Genomic DNA, 18,546 nt, shown 5'->3' on the forward strand with positions numbered 1-18,546 from the left:
CAGCCGTTGACGCGGCTGGGGTTTGGGACCTACAAGGGGATGATGCGCAGTCGCCGTGGCAGCTTCATCGTCCTCCTCGCGTCGGGTGTCCTGTGGCTGCCCGCCTCGACCGGCTACGCGCATCGCGCGCCTGACGCGCAGGCCCGCCAGGCGCCTGCCGGCGGTGACATCGCGACGCTGCGCGCCAACGGCGAGGCGGCGATGGACGCCTCGCGGTTCGAAGACGCGGAAGCGATCTTCGAGAAGCTCGTGGGCCTCACGCCCGCCGATCCGATCGCGCGCCTGCAACTCGGAATGGCGCGGACGATGAGCGGGCGTGCGGCCGAGGCAATTGCCCCATTGCGTGAGGCCCTGCGTCTGCGCCCGGACCTCCTGCCCGCGAAGCTGTTCCTCGGCATCGCCTACATGGAAGTGAACAGGCCGAAGGACGCCGTGGCTCCGCTGCGGCAGGTGGTGCAGGCCGACGGCAGCAACGTCAACGCACGTCAGGCGCTGGCCGAAGCGCTGCTCGCGCTGGAGCAGTTCGGCGAGGCGAGCGTGCAACTCGAGGCCGTGACGAAGGCGCAGCCGGCGCTGCCGCAGGTATGGGCGGCGCTCGGACGCACCTACGAAGGGATCTCGCGCGCCGCGTTCGCACGCCTCCAGGAGATCGATCCCGACTCGCCGTACGTATGGCTGCTCGTCGCCGACGTGATGGTGGTGGAAGAGAAGCACGCGCAGGCCTTCGATCTGATCAGGAAGGCGCAGGAGGCGCTGCCGACGCTGCCGGGCGTCCATCGCCAACTCGCGACCGTGTATGCCGCGAGCGGTCATGCGGACTGGGCGGCCGTGGAACAGCAGCGCGCCGACGCCGAGAAGCCCGCGTGCGCGACGGTGCCGGTGGCCTGCGCGTATCTCGCTGGCAAGTACCGCGACGTGATCACGCGCACGGCGACGGCAACACAGGCCACGGCGCTCTACTGGCGTGCGCGTGCGGCCAACGACCTGGCCATCGGCGCGTTCGGCACGTTGGAGCAACTGCCTCCCTCCGTCGATCGCTTCGTCGTGCGGGCCGGCATCGCGCGCGATCAGGGCCAGCCACTGGAAGCCGCGGCGCAGTTGCGCGAGGCGTTGAAGCTCGCACCCGGCGATCCGGGGCTCGAACGCGATCTGGCAGGCGCGCTGTACGCGTCGGGCGACGTCGAGCAGGCGCTGCCGCTGCTCGAGAAGCTCCTGGCGTCGAACCCGAACGCCCCAGATCTGCTGATCGCCGTTGGCGACGGCCTGCTGCGGGGGACGCAGGTGGAGCGGGCCGTCACGCTGTTGAAGAAGGCGGTGAGCCTCGATCCGTCGCAGACGGCCGCGCAGGGGCTGCTCGGGCGCGCGCTGCTCCAGGCGGGCGACGCCGCGGGGTCCATCCCGCACCTCGAAGCGGCATTGGCCGCGGACCAGGACGGCAGCGTCCACTACCAGCTCGCGCAGGCGGTGCAGCGTACGGGCAACGCGGAGCGTGCGAAGGTCCTGCTGGCCGAGTATCAGAAGCGCGCGGAGGCCGCCGCACCGCCAGAGCCCGTCTCGCCCGCCAGCGCCCCGACGATCACGCCTCCGGTTCCGTGACCGTCACCACCGTGTCGACGCCTGGCGCGTCGACCACCTGCGTCCGGCCCGACGGCCATCGCACTTCGATCCGCGGCGCTGTCGTCGACGTCCCGAGGCCGATGTGGGTGCCCTGCAGCAAGGACGACGCGTAGCCGACGGCCGATGAGACGGGGAACGTCTGGCCGCCAACGGTGACTGTGGCGCCAAGGCCATCCCTGTTGGACGTGCCTCCGCGCAGCTGCACGCGAATCCAGTGGCCGGCCGGCCCGGCGTTCTTCCAGATCTCCACGGGGCCGCCGAGGCTCGTCGTGACCCAGTCGAGCCGACCGTCGCCGTCGAGATCCACGGCCACGAGACCGCGATGCGCCGAGATCGCGCGCGCCACCCCCGCGCCGGCCTTCGCCGTCACGTCCTCGAACGTCGCCCCGCGATTCATGAGGACCTGGTTGGCCTCGTGATACGGCGACGCCTCGAACCTGTCGATGAGGTCGTTCACGTGCGAGTTGGCGATGAGGATGTCGGGTCGACCGTCGTTGTCGACGTCGGCGGCGACGACGCCCCAACCGCTGTGGTTGCTGCTCGCCGCCGTGAGCAGGGCCTTGTGCGTGCCGTCGTGGAAGGTGAGCGTGCCGTCGTTGACAAAGAGCGGGAACGTCTCGCCCCTGAGGGCGGTGACGAGGATGTCGGGACGCCCGTCTGCCGTGAAGTCCCGCGCCGCAACGCCCATGCTCGACACGGGCCTGCCGAAGCCAGGGAGCGCGACGCCCGCGAGCAGGGCGGTTTCCTCGAAGCGCGTGCCGTCCACGTTGCGGAACAGGAAGTTCGGCACGGCGTCGTTGGAGACGAACAGGTCGGGCCTGCCGTCCCCGTCGAAGTCGGCCACGCCCACGCTCATGCCCTTGCCGACGTGCGCGCCGACGCCGCTGGCCTTCGAGATGTCCTCGAACGTGCCGTCACGCTTGTTCCGGTACAACTGGTTCGGCAGGCCGTTGTAGTACTTCGGATGGCAGTACACGCGCAGGCCGCGCACGCGGTCGCCGCAGAAGCGATCGGCCTTCTCGTGCCAGTCGAGGTAGTTGACGAGGAAGAGGTCGAGCCATCCGTCGGCGTCGACGTCCACCCACGCGGCGGCGACCGACCACGCCGACGGGCCGATACCCGCCGCGCCCGTCACGTCCTCGAACGTGCCCTTGCCGGTGTTGCGATACAGCGTGGGCGCCCCAACGCCCGGCACCAGGAGGTCGGGGTGCCCGTCGTTGTCGTAGTCGGCCACGGCCGCACCCATCGCGAATCCGCGTCCCTGGAGCCCAGCCGCCTCCGTCACGTCCTCGAACCGGAAGTCGCCGAGGTTGCGGTAGAGCCGGTTGTGGAACGTGGGCGAGGCCTTGGCGAGTGCGTGCGTCGCGTTGCCGTTGGCGAAGAACAGGTCCACCTTGCCGTCGCCGTCGTAGTCGAATGCCGCGAACCCGCCGGGCATCGTCTCGATGAGGCGCTTGTCGGGCGTGGGCGCGTTGGCGAGGACGAAGCCGACACCACTCGACGGCTGAACGTTCTCGAACTGCGGGATCGGAGCCTGCATGCTCGCCGCGGTGGCAGCAGCCACGACCAGGACGGCACAGGCGGAGATGCGGGAGCGCGCTGACAAAAGGACGGCCTCGTTGAGGGACGAGGCCGTCAAAGGAGGATGGATGAGAGGCTCCTTGCAGAACCTCGTTCCTATATGACGTTCCCCGGCCAGGAAAGTTTACGCGCGAGTGCGATCAGGCGTCGGAATGATGGAAGACGGCCTCAGGCGGAGCCGAGACGCGCACGGACCTGCTCGTTCACGGCCTTGCCGTCGACGACCTGACCCGCCAGCCTCGGCATGAGCACCTTCATCACCTTGCCCATGTCCTTCGGTCCCGTGGCACCGCTCTCGGCCACGGCTTCGTTGATGAGGGCCGACAGCGCCTCCGGATCGAGGGCCGCGGGCAGGTAGTGCTCGAGGATTGCCGCCTCGCGCTGCTCCTTGTCGGCCAGGGCCTGTCGCCCCGCTGCCGTGAACTGCGCAACGCTGTCCTTGCGCTGCTTGACGAGCGAGGTCACCACCTGGAGCGCTTCCTTGTCGTCGAGCTCACGCATGAGTTCGACGCGCTTGTTGGTGAGCGCCGTCTTGAGCATCCGTAGCGCGTCGAGCGTCTCCTGATCCCGCGCCCGCAGTGCCACGCCCAGGTCCGTATTGACCCGCGCCGCCAGCGATTGTCCGGTCATGAGAGCAGTGTACGGCAGGCGTAGGGCCCCCGTGTCGACGGCCGCTACGGACGTGGTGGTGTCGGCGAATACGGGTTGATGTACTTCGCGCGGTCGGGTTCGAGCGTCGACGGGGTCGTGGACGAGCCCGGCTGCTGGCCGGCGGGAAGGCCGTACGGGTTGATCGCCGCCGGATTGTTCGCGCTGGCGGGATCCGGCGGCGGTGGCGCCGGGGCGAAACCCGGGCGGGCGCTGGTCTGCGACAGGTTGCCCAACGGCGACGTCGACGGCTGGTTCACCTGCTGCTGTTGCTGCTGCGCCGCCGCTGTGTCGGCGGCCTCGGCCGCCTGTCGCGCGGCGAAGTACCGCTGCGGGTTGGCGTAGTCGAAGTCGGTGGACGATGCAGGCTGTTCGGGGGCGGGCATGGGCGCCGGCCCCTCGTCGACCGGCGCGGCGGCCATCTGGCCGAAGTCCGCGTCGGTCTGGGGCGGCATCTGCGCGGCCGGCGGGATGGGATTCATCGTACGGGCGTTGGTGCCTGTGCCCGCGCGGGCCGCGACGGCCGCACCTGGCGACGTCGGCATCACGATGACGCGGTCGAACCGCGACATGCCCGCCATCGCCTGCGCGCGCGGCGCCGCGATGTAGCCGGCCGCTCCACGCAGGATGATGTCGAGCGCTTCGCGCTCCGGCACGTTCTCGAGGCGCAGCGTGAGCGGCGTGCCGGGAACGCGCTCCCCGTCGACGACCTTCACCTGCCCCTGGCGCGCCCACTCGGCGAGGATGGCCGATGGCGTGGCGTTCTGCGTGACGAGCGTCACGCGGCCATCATGCAGGCTCAACGACACTGTCTGCGCGCCGGCGGGCACGACGCCCGCCAGCGCCAGCGCGACCCCCAACAGGATGTGCCGGCACATGAGGATCGAGTATAGACCTGTGATGCACCGGGCGCCAGGCACCGGGCAGCGCGCACCGGGCGCTATTCCGTGAAGGTACGCGCGGCCTCGGCCACGAGATTGATATCGGCCGCGGTCAGCAACGGGTGCAGCGGCAGCGACACGACCTCGGCCGCGGCTCGCTCGGCCTCTGGGCACGGCGCGGGTGACTGATCGGCGAAGGCGGGCTGTCGCGTGAGCGCGTGCGGGTAGTGGACGAGCGTCTGGATCCCTCTGGCCGTCATGTGCGACTGGAACGCGGCCCGGTTGTCCACGCGGACAGGGAACAGGTGGTAGACGTGCCCGGTGTCGAACTCCCGCGGCACGCGGACGGGCGCGTCCCGCAGGAGCGTCCGGTAGCGCACCGCGAGCGTCCGGCGCTGTGCCGTCCACGCTGGCAGCCGCTGCAGACGTTCACGCAGCACGGCGGCCTGCATCTCGTCGAGCCGTGAGTTCACGCCGAACGACTCGTGCTGGTAGGTGACGCGCTGTCCGCCATTGCGCAGGCGCCGCAGCCTGTCGGCAATCGCCGCGTCGTTGGTCACCACGGCTCCGCCATCGCCCAGCGCACCGAGATTCTTCGTCGGATAGAAGCTGAACGCCGCCCCTGCGCCGAACGTGCCGACGGGACGGCCCTCGTGCGTGCAGAGATGCGCCTGCGCCGCGTCTTCGACGATCGCCAGGCCGTGTCGCTCGGCGATGGCGCACAGCGCCGTCATGTCGGCCGACTGCCCGTACAGGTGCACGGGCATGATCGCCGCCGTTCGCGGCGTGATCGCGGCTTCGACGGCCCGCGGGTCGATCGTGTGGCGCTGCGGATCGATGTCGGCGAACACGGGACGCGCGCCGGCCATCATCACGGCGAGGCCCGTATACGCCGCCGAGAGCGGCGCGGTGATCACTTCGTCGCCGGCGCCGATCCCCATGGCGCGCAGCAGCAGGGCGATGGCATCGGTGCCTGTGTTGACGCCCACCGAGTGCGTCGTGCCGCAGGCCGCCGCGAACTCCGCCTCGAAGGCCTCGAGTTCCGGTCCGAGGATGAACCACCCGCGATCGATCACGCGGGCGATCGCCGCTCTGATCGCCGCATCATCGTCGCCGGGCTTCAGCGACAGGAAGGGTACGCGGATATCGGTGTGCATCAGAGGTACTTGGCGAGGTGTTCGCGGTAGAACGCGATCGTGCGCGTGAGGCCTTCGCGGAGCGGCACCGTTGGCGCCCATCCCGTCGTTGCCGTGAAGCGCGAGGAGTCCGCGTAGAAGCTGCCGATGTCGATGGCCTTCTTCTCGGCGGGCCAGTCCACGAAGCGGCGGCGGCCGGAGCCCGCGACGTCGATCATCAGTTCCACGAGGTCGCGGTGCGTGATGGGCTCAGACCCACCGACGTTGAACACGCCTCCATTGACCGCATCCGTTGCGCCCGCGCGCAGGAACGCATCGCACGCGTCGTCGACGAACGCGAAGTCGCGCATCTGCATGCCGTCGCCGAAGATCTCGATCTCCTGATCCTCGACGATCCTGCGGATGAACCAGCCGACGAAACCCTGGCGGTTGTGCTTGATGAGCTGACGTGGGCCGTAGATGTTGGTCAGGCGCAGCGAGCACGCCCGTACGCCGAAGACGTTGTTGTAGACCAGGTGATACTGCTCGCCGGCGGCCTTGTTGATCCCGTTGATGTCGGTCGGCCGCACGAGATGCCGTTCGTCGACGGGCAGGTAATCGGGCTTGCCGTAGATCTGTCGCGTGCCGGCAAACACCACCTTGGCGCCGGGATTGTTGCGGCGGCACGCCTCGAGCACCGTCATCTGACTGCGGCAGTTGATCTCGAGATCCGTGTACGGATCCCGCATGCTGTCGATGTGGCTCACCTGGCCAGCCAGGTTGAAGATCACCTCGCGTCCCTGCACGAGGCAGTTCATCGTGGTCTGCTGGCGGATGTCGGCGATGTTGACGCGGACGCGATCCTCGATGCCCCTGATGTTCTCGAGCGCTCCGCCGTATTCAGGGATGAGCGAATCCACGAGCAGCACGTCGGCGCCGGCGTCCACGAGCTGGCGCGCCAGATTGCTGCCGATGAACCCGAGCCCGCCCGTGATCATCACGGGGCGCCCGGCAAAGAACGCACGGTGGTCGGTCATCCCTTCGCCTGTGTCGCCTGCGGCTTGCGTATCACGAGCTCGTACCAGAGCTGCAGCACGTCGATGCCCGTGCGGAAGATGCGGGGGAAGTTGAAGAACTGAGACTTGCCATACGCGCGGTGGAAATGATGGACGGGGACTTCCGCGATGCGGAAGCCGGCGTCGGTGATCTTCTTCATCATCTCCAGGCAGATCACGCCGCTGTCCTTGGTGAGCGTGACCTTGTCGAAGACGGACCGGCGCATCAGCCGGAAATCGCAATCCACGTCGCGCACGCGAAGACCGAACAGCAGCTTCACGGTGTGGTGGTACAGCCGTCCGATCACGATGCGGTGCAGCGGATCCGATCGCGAGATCTTGTAGCCGTTCACCAGATCCACGTCGGGCCCGAGCCGCTGCCACAGGAGCGCCACCTCCGACGGGTCGTACTGTGCATCGCCGTCCGTGTAGAACACGTACTCCTTGGTGGCCGCCGCGAATCCGCTGCGCAGCGCGCCGCCGTACCCGCGGTTCTTCACGTGGTGGACGATGCGGACCTGCGGATACATGCGGGCCAGTTCGTCGAGGATCTGCGGCGTGTTGTCGCGGCTGCCATCGTTGACGACGATGACTTCGTGATCGGGCGTCAGCGCACGCGCCGCCAGCAACGCCGACACCACCATGCTGGCGATGGTGCCGCTGTCGTTGTAGGCCGGGAAGAACAGACTCAGTCCGGCAGGCGTGCTGGCAGGCGTTTCAGGCATACGCGAACAGAAGACCTTAGCACACCTCAGCCGCGCCGGCCGCGCCACGACGGATGTCGCGCCACGAGCCGCCACGGCACGAAGATCGACTCGAGAATCACGCCCCGCGACATCTTCGATTGCCCCTCGCGCCGCTCGACGTAGATGATCGGCACTTCGCCGATCCGGCATCCCGCCCCCATCGCCTCGAAGAGCATCTCGACGAGGAACGCGTACCCATCGGACACGAACCGCCGCAACGGCAGGCGCGCGAGCGCGTCGCGGCGCCAGCAGCGATACCCGCTCGTGCAGTCGCGCGCCGGCAGACCCGTGATCGCACGCACGTACCTGTTGGCGAACGTACTCAGGATCAACCGGCTCAGCGGCCAGTTCACCACGCTCACGCCGTGCAGATAGCGAGACCCCACCACGAGATCGAGGCCGCCCTCCGTCACGCCGCGCACGAGATCGGGCAGGTACTGCGGGTCGTGCGAGAAGTCGGCGTCCATCTGGCAGACGATGTCGACGTCCATGGTGACGGCCCGCGACAGGGCGTCCACGTACGAGCGGCCGAGGCCTCGCTTGCCCGCGCGGTGCATCACGTGGACGCGCCCCGGATGGGCCTGCACCAGGGCGTCGGCCACCGCGCCCGTGCCATCAGGCGACGCATCGTCCACCACGAGCAACGAGAATTCCGGCCCGCGCGCGAGCACCTGCTCGACGAGCACCGGAAGGTTGTCGCGCTCGTTGTAGGTCGGCGTGACGACCAGGACGCGCGGCGGCGACGTCACTGGCGGCCCTCGAAGCGCAGGGCCGAGATCTGCTCGGACACCAGACCCACGAGGAAGACCAGCACCGACAGCATCAGCAGCAGTACCGAGCCGTTCGCGATCCGTCCCGACGTCGCGACCGTCCACGCGCCGTAGCAGACACCGAGCAGGCACGAGCCGGCGCTCACGGGCAGGAAGATCTTCATCGGGCTGAAGATCGTGACGATCTTCAGGATGATCAGCAGGAACTTGGTGCCGTCGCGCGCGAGACGGATTTTCGAGACGCCCGTCCGCTGGCGCGCCTCGATCGGCAGGAACTCGACGCTGTAGCCCGCCTTGATGAAGGCGAGCGTGGTCGTCGTGGGTGTCGAGAACCCGTTCGGGATGAGGTGCAGGAACTCGCGGAGCACCGACCGCCGCGCCCCCCTGAGCCCCGACGTGAGATCGGGGATCTCGCGCCCCGTCATGTACGTCGCGAACGCGTTCAGCAGTCCGTTGCCGAACCGCCGCATGCCCGTCGCCTGCGTGTGGCCGGCCCGAGCGCCCACCACGAGGTCGTACTCGCCGAGCTGCGCCACGAGACGGCAGGCGTCCTCGGGCTTGTGCTGGCCATCGCCGTCGATCACCAGCACGAACTCGCCCGTTGCCGCGCGGATACCTGTCTTGACCGCCGCACCGTTGCCCTTGTTGTAGGGATGCCGCAGCACGCGTCCGCCGGCCGCCGTGGCCGCCGCCGCCGTCTCATCGGTCGACCCATCGTCGATGAGCAGGATCTCGTGCCACGGCGCGGCGTCGCGCAGAGCGCGAATCACGTCGCCCACGACGGCGCCCTCGTCGTACGCGGGGATCAGGATGGAGACGGTTTCGGGAGCAGCCACGAATGTGAGGTGACGAGCGGGTTCCTCGCGTCACGCCAGCCCGGCGGTGAGCGCGGCAACGACTCCATCCCAGGAAATCGCGCGGGTGCTATCGTACCCCGCCTCTCCGAGGGCCACAGCGCGCGCCTCGTACGCGGCGAGGTCGGCCAGACATGCCCCCAGCGCCTCGGCGTCCGGCTCGGCGACAAGGCCGTTCACGCCGTGGACGACGAACTCCAGCACGCCGCCGCTGTCGGTAGCGGTGATCACAGGTTTACGGGATTGGAACGCTTCGAGCGTCACGTACCCGTAGTCCTCGTCGAACGGGGCGAAAATCACGCCCCGCGCGCCGGCGTACAGGTCGATGAGCGTCGGTTCGTCGACGGCGCCGAGCAGGACCACGCGGTCTCCGAGACCCAGGTCCTCGATCCGCTGCTCCAGGCCGTGCCTGAACGTGCCTTCCCCGGCCACCAGCAATCGCGTCGGCGGCGGGACGTGCGCCATCGCGGCGATCGCGAGCTCGACGCGCTTGACCGTTTCCAGCCGGCCCACCGAGAGGAAGTAGTCGCCGTACGGACCGGGCCGGAGCTTCGGCGCAAGGGGTGACGGGTGATACAGCGGCGTCGAGGCGACGTCGTTGAAGCGCGTCAACCTGTCGGAGGTCGTCTGCGAAATCGTGTAGACGGCGGCGCATTCACCGAGCATCTCGCGGTCCAGCGCGCGCAGGCGCTCGCGAACCTCGGTGTCTTCCTCCCTGTGGTCGAAATCGGCGTACTCGGTGCCGCACAGGTCGTAGGCGGCCCGGTACTGGTGCATCAGCCACGTGACCTTGTGGGGATGCCGCACGCAGTAGGCGGGGAACTTGGTGGGAATCACCAGGTCGATGGCCCGTCCGCAGCTCTCGGACAGGTCGAGGAGCCGCCACGCGGCGGCGTGGGCCATCAGCTCGCGCTTCGGATACCACTTGAACGGAACGCTGACCCGCTCGACGAGGCACCCGTGGCGTTCCAGCTGGTGAACCAGCTCGCGCACCAGCGCCTCGGCACCCCCCCGGACGAAGGGCACCTGCGCTTCGCAGACGACAACCGTCAGGGCCAAGCGGCCGCATGCTAGCACGCCAGCCACCTGGCGAAGCTTGAGCGAAGTTGACACGTGTTGATGGTGTGCCTATTCTCGCCGTGGACCAAAGTGGACCAAAGTGGAGATCTCTGGTGCTCCGCGGACGCATCCCGGCAAAGATTGACGACAAGGGGCGCCTGAAGGTGCCCAGCGCCTTTCGGGCGCATATCGAAGCGGAATACGGGCCGGCGCTGTTCCTGACCAGCCTGTCTCCCACCGGGGAGTTCGTGCGTCTGTACCCCCTCGCGGTCTGGGAACGCATCGAGCAGAAGCTCGCGACCCTCCCGCAGCTCAGCCAGGCCCGGAAGGCGTTCGAGATGACCACGTCCTACTGGGGGCACATGGCCGAGTTCGATACCCAGGGACGGGTCGTCATCCCTCCCGCCCTTCGCGACGCGGCCGCCGCGCTGGCCGACGTCGACGTGCTCGGTCTGCAGACCTCCATCGAAGTCTGGAACGCCGACAGGCTCCGCGCCAAGGTCGAATCGCACGGACTGAACGACACATTCCTCGACGAGTTGGCCGCTCTCGGCATCTGAGATCCCCATGCACGAACCAGTACTCGTCGCGGAGGTCATCAGCCACCTGGCACCCGCTCGGGGCGGGCTGTTCGTCGACTGCACGCTCGGCGCGGGCGGGCACACCCGGGCTCTGCTCGACGCCGGCGCGTCCCGCGTGCTCGCGTTCGATCGCGACAGCAGCGCGCTCGCGCTCGCCTCCGCGTCGCTCGACGCGTACCGCGCTCGCGTGGACATGGTGCACGCCGACTACAGGACGCTCGGCGACGTCCTGGATGCCCGGGCCATCAGCCTCGTCGACGGCGGCGTCCTGGCCGATCTCGGCGTGTCCTCCATGCAACTTGACGATGCGGCGCGCGGGTTCAGTTTTCGCGCAGACGCCCCGCTCGACATGCGGATGGATCGCGACAGTGGTCTGCCGGCGTCGGCGATGCTGCAGGAAGTCGACGAGACGGTCCTGGCCGACGTGATCTACCGCTACGGCGAGGAGCGCTTCTCACGCCGCATCGCGCGCGCCATCGTCGGTGCCCGCCAGACGGGCGCCATCGAAACCACGGGCCAGCTGGCGTCGATCGTGCGTCGCGCCGTGCCGTCCCGCGGCTGGCAGCGCATCGACCCTGCGACGCGTACGTTCCAGGCGATTCGCATCTGGGTCAACCGCGAGCTCGACGATCTCGATGCGTTCATCAGGCTCGCCGTGAGCCGCCTGTGTGCCGGCGCCCGCCTGGCAATCATCGCCTTCCACTCGCTCGAAGACCGCATTGTCAAGCACACGTTCCGTGCGCTGGCCCAGGGCCCCGAGCCGCTGATCGCGCTGCTCACGCGCCGTCCCGTCGAAGCCGGCGACGAGGAAGTCGCGCGCAACCCGCGCGCCCGCAGCGCCAAGCTGCGCGTGGCCGAGAGGCTGGCCTGACATGGACCGCGAATACGTCCTGCGCAAGCCGGTCCAGAACCGTCCCATCGTGCGCGAAGTGGATCACGCGCGGCAGCGCGACCTCGTGCGTACGACGGTCGGCGGCGCCTGCGTGCTCGCGACGGTGCTCTTCACCGCGTGGATGCACCTCGACGGGCGCCGGCTCGCGAAGGAGGCGGTCGATCTCGCCACGGCGCGCAGCCGGCACATGGAAGTGCGTCGTCATCTCGAGCTCGAGCTGCAGTCGCTCGAAAGTCTTGCGCGCGTGCAGGCGATCGCGACGCGCCAGCTGCACATGAAGGCGCCGACGCGGGAGACGTCTGCCGTGATCGAGCGCGTCACCGTGACACCGTCGCCGTCGCGTTCCGTGGTGGCGGCCCGGTGACGCGATCGTCGAGGAACGCGCCGGACCTTCTGAGCGGGCTCGATTCGAGCGCTGCCGCGCACAACAACGCGCGCGTGGTGCGCGACGCGCAGCGTGCGGACCCCGTCGGGGAGCCGGTGGAAGTCGCCGGCGACTGGCACGCCGTCGTCAGGCCTCGCCTCGCGTTCCTGGGCGTGCTGCTGATGCTCTGGTCGGCGGGCATCGTCGCGCGCCTCGTGTACCTGCAGGTGTACCAGTACGACTCGCTCGTCGCGCGCGCGGAGCGGCAGCAGAGCCAGACCATCGACCTCAACCCGCAGCGTGGCCGCATCCTGGATCGGCACGGGCGCGTGCTGGCCTACAGCGTCGACGGCGACGTCATCTATGCGGTCCCGAGCGACGTCACGGATCCCGCCGGGCTCGCCACGCGACTCTGTGACGCGCTCGAGAACTGCGACGCGGTCGAGCGTCAGGAACTCGCGCAGCGTCTGGACAGCCGGCGCGACACGGCCATCGTGCTGAGCACGCTCTCGGCGGAAGAAGCCGATGGCATCGCGGCGCTCGGCGTCGACGGTTTTGTCGTCGATCGCGGCAGGGGCGGGCGCACGGGAACGCTCAAGGTGCTCACGCGCGGGATCACCGACCCCGCGGCGCTCGCCACGCGGGTGTGCGCCAGGCTCACGCGCTGCAGCGAGGACATCGAGGAGACGATCCAGAAGCGCCTGCAGGGCAAGAAGGACTTCGTCTACATCCGCAAGCGCGCGACGCCATCGGAGGCGCAGCGCGTGGCGTCCCAGAACCTGCCCGGCATCGGCTTCATGAAGGAGAGCCGGCGCTACTACCCGAATCGCGATCTCGCCTCGTCGTTGATCGGGTTCGTCGATGCGCGCAACACCGGCGTCGGCGGGCTCGAGCTCACGCACGACAAGGCCGTGAGCGGCACGGGCGGCACGTTGATCGTCCAGCACGACGCGCAGCGCCGCGTGCTCGCCACGAGCCTGCGCGAGAAGCCGACGGCGGGCGTCTCGCTCGAGCTCACGATCGACTCCGGCCTCCAGTACATCGCCGAGCGCGAGCTGCGCGCGGCGGTCGACGAACACGGCGCGGTGGGCGGCACAGTCGTGATGATGGATCCGCACACGGGCGAGATCCTCGCGCTCGTGAGCGAGCCGCACTTCAACCCGAACGATTCGAGCCACGTCGATCGCCAGTCGCGCGTGAACCGCGCCGTCGAATCGATCTACGAGCCCGGGTCCACCTTCAAGACGTTCACTGCCGCTGCCGCACTCGAAGAGGGCGTCATCGGTCCTGGCGACATCGTCGACGCGACGATGCCATGCCGGTTCGGATCGGCCAAGCCGATCACCGACGTGAAGCAGGTTGGCGTGACGTCGTTCGAGACGGTGTTCGCCAAATCGAGCAACTGTGGCACGGCCCGCGTGGCCGTCGGCCGCCTTGGCACCGAGCGGCTGATGCGGTACGTGCAGCGGTTCGGCTTCGGCGTGCGTGCCACGCGCGATTTCCCGGCCGAGAGCAGCGGCATCGTGATGCCCGTGGCGCGGATCAGGGAACACGATCTGGCTCGCGTGGCCATCGGCTATTCCGTGGCCGTGACGCCGTTGCAGATGGCGGCGGCGATGAGCGCGGTGGCCAACGGTGGCGAGTTGCTGAAACCGCGCATCGTGCGCGCCAGGATCGCGGGTGCCACGCGGACGGAAACGACGCGTGACGTCGTGCGGCGCGCCATCTCGGCGGAGACCGCGGCTCGGCTCACCACGATGATGGAGTCCGTCGTCGAGGTGGGTACGGCCAGGTCGGCACGCGTCGACGGTTACTCGCTCGCCGCCAAGACGGGCACCGCGCGCAAGCTGAATCCGAACGGGCGCGGGTACGTGATGGAGTACATGGCGTCGACGGCGGGGTTCTTCCCTTCGCGCAATCCCGCGGTGGCGATGATCGTCGTGGTCGACAGCCCGAAGAAGAAGGGCTACTACGGCGGCGCCGTGGCCGCGCCCGTGTTCCAGCGCATCGCCGACGCCGCGCTGCGGCACCTCGCGATCGCGCCGAACGTGAAGCGGCAGCCGCCGATCGTGGTGGCCCGCGGGCCCGACGGACCGACGCTCGCCCCCGCCAGCACCGTGCGCGTCGCGGAAGCCACGGTGACGTCCGCCGCGCCGCACACGATCCCCGACCTCGCCGGCACGAGTGCCCGTGAAGCGGTGCGCACGCTGATCGATCTCGGGTGGGAACCGCGGCTGCGCGGGGCCGGGTCGTTCGTGACGCGGCAGAGCGTGCCGGCAGGCACGCCTGCCGGCCACGGCGGCGTGTGCCTGCTCGATCTCGCCCCATTTCCTGCCGACCCGGATCCGATCGAACGGAGCGAGCGACGCTGATGACCGCGCATGCGCTCGACGATCTCGTGGCCGCCACAGCGCGGCTGACGCCGTTGCAGGTGCCCGAGCTCGGACCCGCCGCGGCGCGGCCCGTGACGGCCGTGGCGTACGACTCGCGCGCCGTCACGCCCGGTGCCGTGTTCGTGGCGCTTCGCGGCGCGCACCGCGACGGCACCGAGTACGTCGAGCAGGCCGTGAAGAACGGCGCGATCGCGATCGTCGCCGACCGCGCCGTCGCCGGCGCCGGCGTGCCGTGCATCGTGGCCGACAACGGCCGCGTGGCGCTCGCGGCGTTTGCGGCGTCCTTCTACGGCCATCCGAGCGATCACCTGCTGCTCGTCGGCGTCACCGGTACCAACGGCAAGACGACGTCGATGTACCTGTGCGAGGGCGTGTTCCAGGCGTGCGGATGGACGAGTGGCCGCATCGGCACCACAGGATCCCGCATCGGTGCCGTGGAGCATGCCTCGGCGCGCACGACGCCGGAGGCGCCCGACCTGCAGCACCTGCTGCGCCAGATGGTCGACGAGGGCTGTCGCGCGTGCGCGATGGAAGTGTCGTCGCACGCACTCGATCTCGAACGCGTCACGTTCACGCGCTTCGGTGCCGCGATCTTCACCAACCTGACGCGGGACCACCTCGACTACCACGGCGACATGGAGACGTACTTCGCCGCCAAGCGTCGCCTGTTCGAGATGCTGCCGCCAGAGGCGCCGGCCGCCATCAACATCGATGATCCGCGCGCCGACGCGCTCGTCGGTCTCGTCGCCCGTCCGGTGACGTACGCGCTCACGCGCGAGGCCGACGTGTGGCCCACGTCGCTCGATCTCACGCTCACCGGCATCGACGCCATGGTGCGGACGCCCGCGGGCCCGTTGCGCCTGCGCACGCGCCTGCCCGGACGCCCGAACGCCTACAACGCGCTCGGCGTCGTCGCGGCGGCGATCGGCCTCGGCGTGCCCGTGGCCTCGATCGAGGAAGGCCTCGCGAACGTCAAGGCCGTGCCGGGACGCTTCGAACTGGTGTCGTCCGACGCCGACGACATCAGCGTCGTCGTCGACTACGCGCACACCGACGATGCGCTGCGGAACCTGCTGGAGACCGCGCGTGCGCTGGCCCCGCGGCGGGTGGTCACCGTGTTCGGATGCGGCGGCGACCGCGACCGCACCAAGCGGCCGCTGATGGGCGCCGTTGCCGCGCGACTGAGCGACCTCGTGATCCTCACGTCGGACAACCCGCGTTCGGAGGATCCCGCGGCGATCATCGAGGACATCAAGCGCGGGCTCGTCCAGCCCGAGCGTCCGACGCGCCACGCCGGCCAGGCGGTGGCCGCCGTGCAATCGACGCCGTGGCTCGCCATCGTCGATCGCGAAGAGGCGATCGCACGCGCCATCGTCGACGCACAGCCCGGTGACGTGGTGCTCATCGCCGGCAAGGGACACGAATCCACGCAGACCATCGGCGATCGCGTGCTGCCGTTCGAGGACGGCAGCGTGGCGCGCACGGCGCTTCGCCGCAGGCGGGGAGGCGCGTGATGCGCACCACGCCGTTCGCGCTCACGGCCGCCGAGATGGCCGCTGCCTTCGGCGGCGTGCTCGCGCGCGGGCCCGCCGATCGACTGCTGCCGACCGTATCGATCGACACGCGGACCATCGCGCCGGGCGACATGTTCGTCGCGATTCGCGGCCCGCGGTTCGACGGGCACGCGTTCGTGACCGATGCCGTCGCGCGCGGAGCGGGTGCTGTCGTCGTGAGCGACGCGTCAGCCGTCACGTCGACAACGCTGCCCGTCATCGCCGTCGACGACACACTGATCGGTCTGCAGGATGCGGCGCGCGTGATCCGTCGCCGCGCCGCATCGACGGTGGTGGCGATCACCGGAAGCGCCGGCAAGACGACGACCAAGGAGATCACGGCGACGCTGCTCGCGCAGCGCTTCACGACGTTCCGCAATCGCGGCAACCTGAACAACCACATCGGGCTGCCGCTCTCGTTGTTCGAACTGCACACGGCGCCGGCCTGGGCCGTCGTCGAGCTCGGCATGAGCGGTGCGGGCGAGATCAGCAGGCTGGTCTCGATCGCCGAACCCCAGGTGCGCGTCTGGACGAACGTCGGCGACGCGCACATCGGATTCTTCTCGTCGGTCGACGCGATTGCCGAGGCCAAGGCGGAGATCCTCGAAGGCGCGGCAGCCGGCGACGTGTTCGTGGCCAACGCCGCCGACTCGCGCGTGATCGCACGCGCGGCGGACTTCGCCGGTCAGGTGGTCACGTTCGGTGTCGACGTGCCGGCCGACGTGTCGATCGCGTCGATCCAACCGCGCGGCTTCGACGGGACGACGGCACGCCTGTCGCTGCGCGGCGACGTGCACGCGATCGAGACGCGCCTGCTGGGGACGGCGAACCTCGCCAACATCGCCGCAGCATCGGCTGTCGCGCTCTCCGCCGGCCTGTCCGCTGACGACATCGTCGCGGGTGTGGCGAGCCTCGTGCCTCCATCGCATCGTGGCGAGGTGGTCCGCACGGCTGCCGGGTGGACGGTCATCGACGATGCGTACAACTCGAGTCCATCGGCGCTGACGCGCGCGTTGCACACGCTGGCCACCACGCCCGGCCGGCACGTGGCGGTGCTCGGCGAGATGCTGGAACTGGGCGACTTCAGCGAACGCCTGCACGCGGAATGCGGAACTGTTGCGGGTGACGCAGGTGTCGAAGCCGTCATCGCCGTCGGTGGGTCGTCGGCCGAGGCGCTGGCCCGTGCAGCACGCGCCGCGAAGGTGCGCATCGTTCACCACGTGGCCGACAGCGCTGCCGCAGCGGACCTGGTGTGTTCGATCGTGCGCGCCGGCGACACGGTGCTCGTGAAGGGATCGCGCGGCATCCGCATGGAAGCCGTGGTGCAGGCACTGACGGAGGGGGGGCGCTGATGCTGTACCACCTCCTGTTCCGCTTCCACGACACGTTCTCGATCCTGAACGTCACGCGCTACATCACGTTCAGGACGGCCGCGGCGAGCATCACGGCGCTCGTCATCAGCCTGGCGTTCGGCGGCGTGCTGATCCGCAAGCTGCGCGAGTTCCAGGTCGGGCAGGTGATCCGCCACGAAGGGCCGGAGAGTCACAGGCCCAAGGCCGGGACGCCGACGATGGGCGGGCTGCTGATCCTGGCGGCGTCCATCGTGCCGACGTTGTTGTGGGCCGATCTCACCAACGCGTACATCTGGATCGCCGTGCTCGCCACGGCCGGGTTCGGGGCGATCGGCTTTGTCGACGACTACCTGAAGGTCACACGCCGCAACCACCACGGCCTGCTGCCGCGCTACAAGATGGGCGGCCAGATCGCCGTGGCGCTCCTCGTCGGTGTGGCGCTCATCGTCCTCGCGAACAAGGGCCTCTACAACACGCGGCTGATCTTCCCGTTCTTCAAGGACCTGATTCCGGACCTCGGGTTGCTGTACGTGCCGTTCGCGGTGCTCGTGCTGGTGGGGGCATCCAACGCGGTGAACCTCACGGACGGCCTCGACGGGCTCGCCATCAGCTGCTTCGCTGTCGCGGCGGCGGCGTTCACCGCGCTCGCGTACGTCACAGGGCACCGCGTGCTCGCCGACTACCTGCTGCTCGTGCGCTTCGCTCCCGCCGCGGAACTCACGGTGTTCTGCGGTGCGCTGGTGGGCGCGAGCCTCGGGTTCCTCTGGTTCAACTCGTACCCGGCCGAGATCTTCATGGGCGACGTCGGGTCGCTCGCGCTCGGCGGCGCGCTGGGCACCGTTGCGATCCTGATCAAGCAGGAACTGCTGCTCGTGATTGTCGGGGGCGTGTTCGTGCTCGAAGCCGCGTCGGTCATCCTGCAGGTCGGCTCCTTCAAGCTCCGCGGCAAGCGCATCTTCAGGATGGCGCCCCTGCATCACCACTTCGAGCTCATCGGCTGGAGCGAGCCGAAGGTCATCACCCGCTTCCTGATCATCGCGATCGTCTGCGCGCTGTTCAGCCTCACCACGCTCAAGCTGCGATGA

Annotated in this window: 17 protein-coding genes; 8 read left to right on the top strand and 9 right to left on the bottom strand. The window is 69.2% G+C overall.

The genetic code is table 11. The annotated features are described in order from the left end of the window. Positions 1 to 42 precede the first annotated feature (42 nt). Positions 43 to 1,596: a tetratricopeptide repeat protein gene (locus tag IT182_15025; GenBank protein ID MCC6164661.1), complete on the top strand. Its 1,554-nt coding sequence runs from the start codon at positions 43 to 45 to the stop codon at positions 1,594 to 1,596. Here the strand turns inward: IT182_15025 and IT182_15030 are convergent. The 9 genes from IT182_15030 to IT182_15070 form a co-directional block, all read right to left on the bottom strand. After that, positions 1,577 to 3,157, bottom strand: coding sequence for a CRTAC1 family protein (locus IT182_15030; protein MCC6164662.1), 1,581 nt, complete (start codon positions 3,155 to 3,157; stop codon positions 1,577 to 1,579). The two genes, IT182_15025 and IT182_15030, sit on opposite strands and share 20 nt — an antisense overlap. A 209-nt stretch (positions 3,158 to 3,366) precedes the next feature. Continuing rightward, positions 3,367 to 3,828, bottom strand: a complete 462-nt coding sequence (locus tag IT182_15035) for a GatB/YqeY domain-containing protein (GenBank protein ID MCC6164663.1) — start codon at positions 3,826 to 3,828, stop codon at positions 3,367 to 3,369. Between the two features lie 44 nt (positions 3,829 to 3,872). Then, a complete protein-coding gene (locus tag IT182_15040) occupies positions 3,873 to 4,724 on the bottom strand; it encodes a hypothetical protein (GenBank protein MCC6164664.1) in 852 nt (283 codons plus the stop codon). Positions 4,725 to 4,786: 62 nt separating this feature from the next. After that, positions 4,787 to 5,884 (bottom strand): DegT/DnrJ/EryC1/StrS family aminotransferase, encoded by a 1,098-nt coding sequence (locus tag IT182_15045; GenBank protein MCC6164665.1) that lies wholly within the window; start codon positions 5,882 to 5,884, stop codon positions 4,787 to 4,789. Continuing rightward, positions 5,884 to 6,879: an NAD-dependent epimerase/dehydratase family protein gene (locus tag IT182_15050; GenBank protein ID MCC6164666.1), complete on the bottom strand. Its 996-nt coding sequence runs from the start codon at positions 6,877 to 6,879 to the stop codon at positions 5,884 to 5,886. Before IT182_15050 ends, IT182_15045 begins: the two co-directional genes overlap by 1 nt. Continuing rightward, positions 6,876 to 7,622: a glycosyltransferase family 2 protein gene (locus IT182_15055; GenBank protein MCC6164667.1), complete on the bottom strand. Its 747-nt coding sequence runs from the start codon at positions 7,620 to 7,622 to the stop codon at positions 6,876 to 6,878. The genes IT182_15050 and IT182_15055 overlap by 4 nt, the downstream gene beginning before the upstream one ends. 26 nt (positions 7,623 to 7,648) lie before the next feature. Then, entirely contained in the window at positions 7,649 to 8,392 is a 744-nt protein-coding gene (locus tag IT182_15060) for a polyprenol monophosphomannose synthase (protein MCC6164668.1), read from the bottom strand. Next, the gene (locus IT182_15065) at positions 8,389 to 9,249 is read right to left on the bottom strand and encodes a glycosyltransferase family 2 protein (protein MCC6164669.1); all 861 of its coding nucleotides are present in this window, start codon (positions 9,247 to 9,249) and stop codon (positions 8,389 to 8,391) included. Before IT182_15065 ends, IT182_15060 begins: the two co-directional genes overlap by 4 nt. Before the next feature lie 30 nt (positions 9,250 to 9,279). Further along, complete coding sequence (locus IT182_15070) at positions 9,280 to 10,320, bottom strand: glycosyltransferase family 4 protein (protein MCC6164670.1); 1,041 nt, start codon at positions 10,318 to 10,320, stop codon at positions 9,280 to 9,282. Positions 10,321 to 10,439: 119 nt separating this feature from the next. Between IT182_15070 and IT182_15075 the strand changes: the two genes are divergently transcribed. The 7 genes from IT182_15075 to IT182_15105 are packed head-to-tail and all read left to right on the top strand — an operon-like array spanning position 10,440 to position 18,546. After that, positions 10,440 to 10,886 (top strand): division/cell wall cluster transcriptional repressor MraZ, encoded by a 447-nt coding sequence (locus IT182_15075; GenBank protein ID MCC6164671.1) that lies wholly within the window; start codon positions 10,440 to 10,442, stop codon positions 10,884 to 10,886. A 7-nt stretch (positions 10,887 to 10,893) separates the two neighbouring features. Beyond that, positions 10,894 to 11,778 (top strand): 16S rRNA (cytosine(1402)-N(4))-methyltransferase RsmH, encoded by an 885-nt coding sequence (gene rsmH / locus IT182_15080; GenBank protein MCC6164672.1) that lies wholly within the window; start codon positions 10,894 to 10,896, stop codon positions 11,776 to 11,778. Position 11,779: 1 nt separating this feature from the next. Further along, positions 11,780 to 12,163: a cell division protein FtsL gene (locus tag IT182_15085; protein ID MCC6164673.1), complete on the top strand. Its 384-nt coding sequence runs from the start codon at positions 11,780 to 11,782 to the stop codon at positions 12,161 to 12,163. Next, complete coding sequence (locus IT182_15090; GenBank protein ID MCC6164674.1) at positions 12,160 to 14,535, top strand: PASTA domain-containing protein; 2,376 nt, start codon at positions 12,160 to 12,162, stop codon at positions 14,533 to 14,535. Before IT182_15085 ends, IT182_15090 begins: the two co-directional genes overlap by 4 nt. Then, positions 14,535 to 16,070, top strand: a complete 1,536-nt coding sequence (locus IT182_15095; protein MCC6164675.1) for a UDP-N-acetylmuramoyl-L-alanyl-D-glutamate--2,6-diaminopimelate ligase — start codon at positions 14,535 to 14,537, stop codon at positions 16,068 to 16,070. The genes IT182_15090 and IT182_15095 overlap by 1 nt, the downstream gene beginning before the upstream one ends. After that, positions 16,070 to 17,461 carry a UDP-N-acetylmuramoyl-tripeptide--D-alanyl-D-alanine ligase gene (locus IT182_15100; protein MCC6164676.1) on the top strand — a complete coding sequence of 464 codons (1,392 nt, stop codon included), beginning with the start codon at positions 16,070 to 16,072 and terminating at the stop codon, positions 17,459 to 17,461. The genes IT182_15095 and IT182_15100 overlap by 1 nt, the downstream gene beginning before the upstream one ends. Beyond that, complete coding sequence (locus IT182_15105) at positions 17,461 to 18,546, top strand: phospho-N-acetylmuramoyl-pentapeptide-transferase (GenBank protein ID MCC6164677.1); 1,086 nt, start codon at positions 17,461 to 17,463, stop codon at positions 18,544 to 18,546. Before IT182_15100 ends, IT182_15105 begins: the two co-directional genes overlap by 1 nt.

The organism is Acidobacteriota bacterium, assembly GCA_020845575.1.
In the GTDB taxonomy this organism is placed as follows: domain Bacteria; phylum Acidobacteriota; class Vicinamibacteria; order Vicinamibacterales; family Vicinamibacteraceae; genus Luteitalea.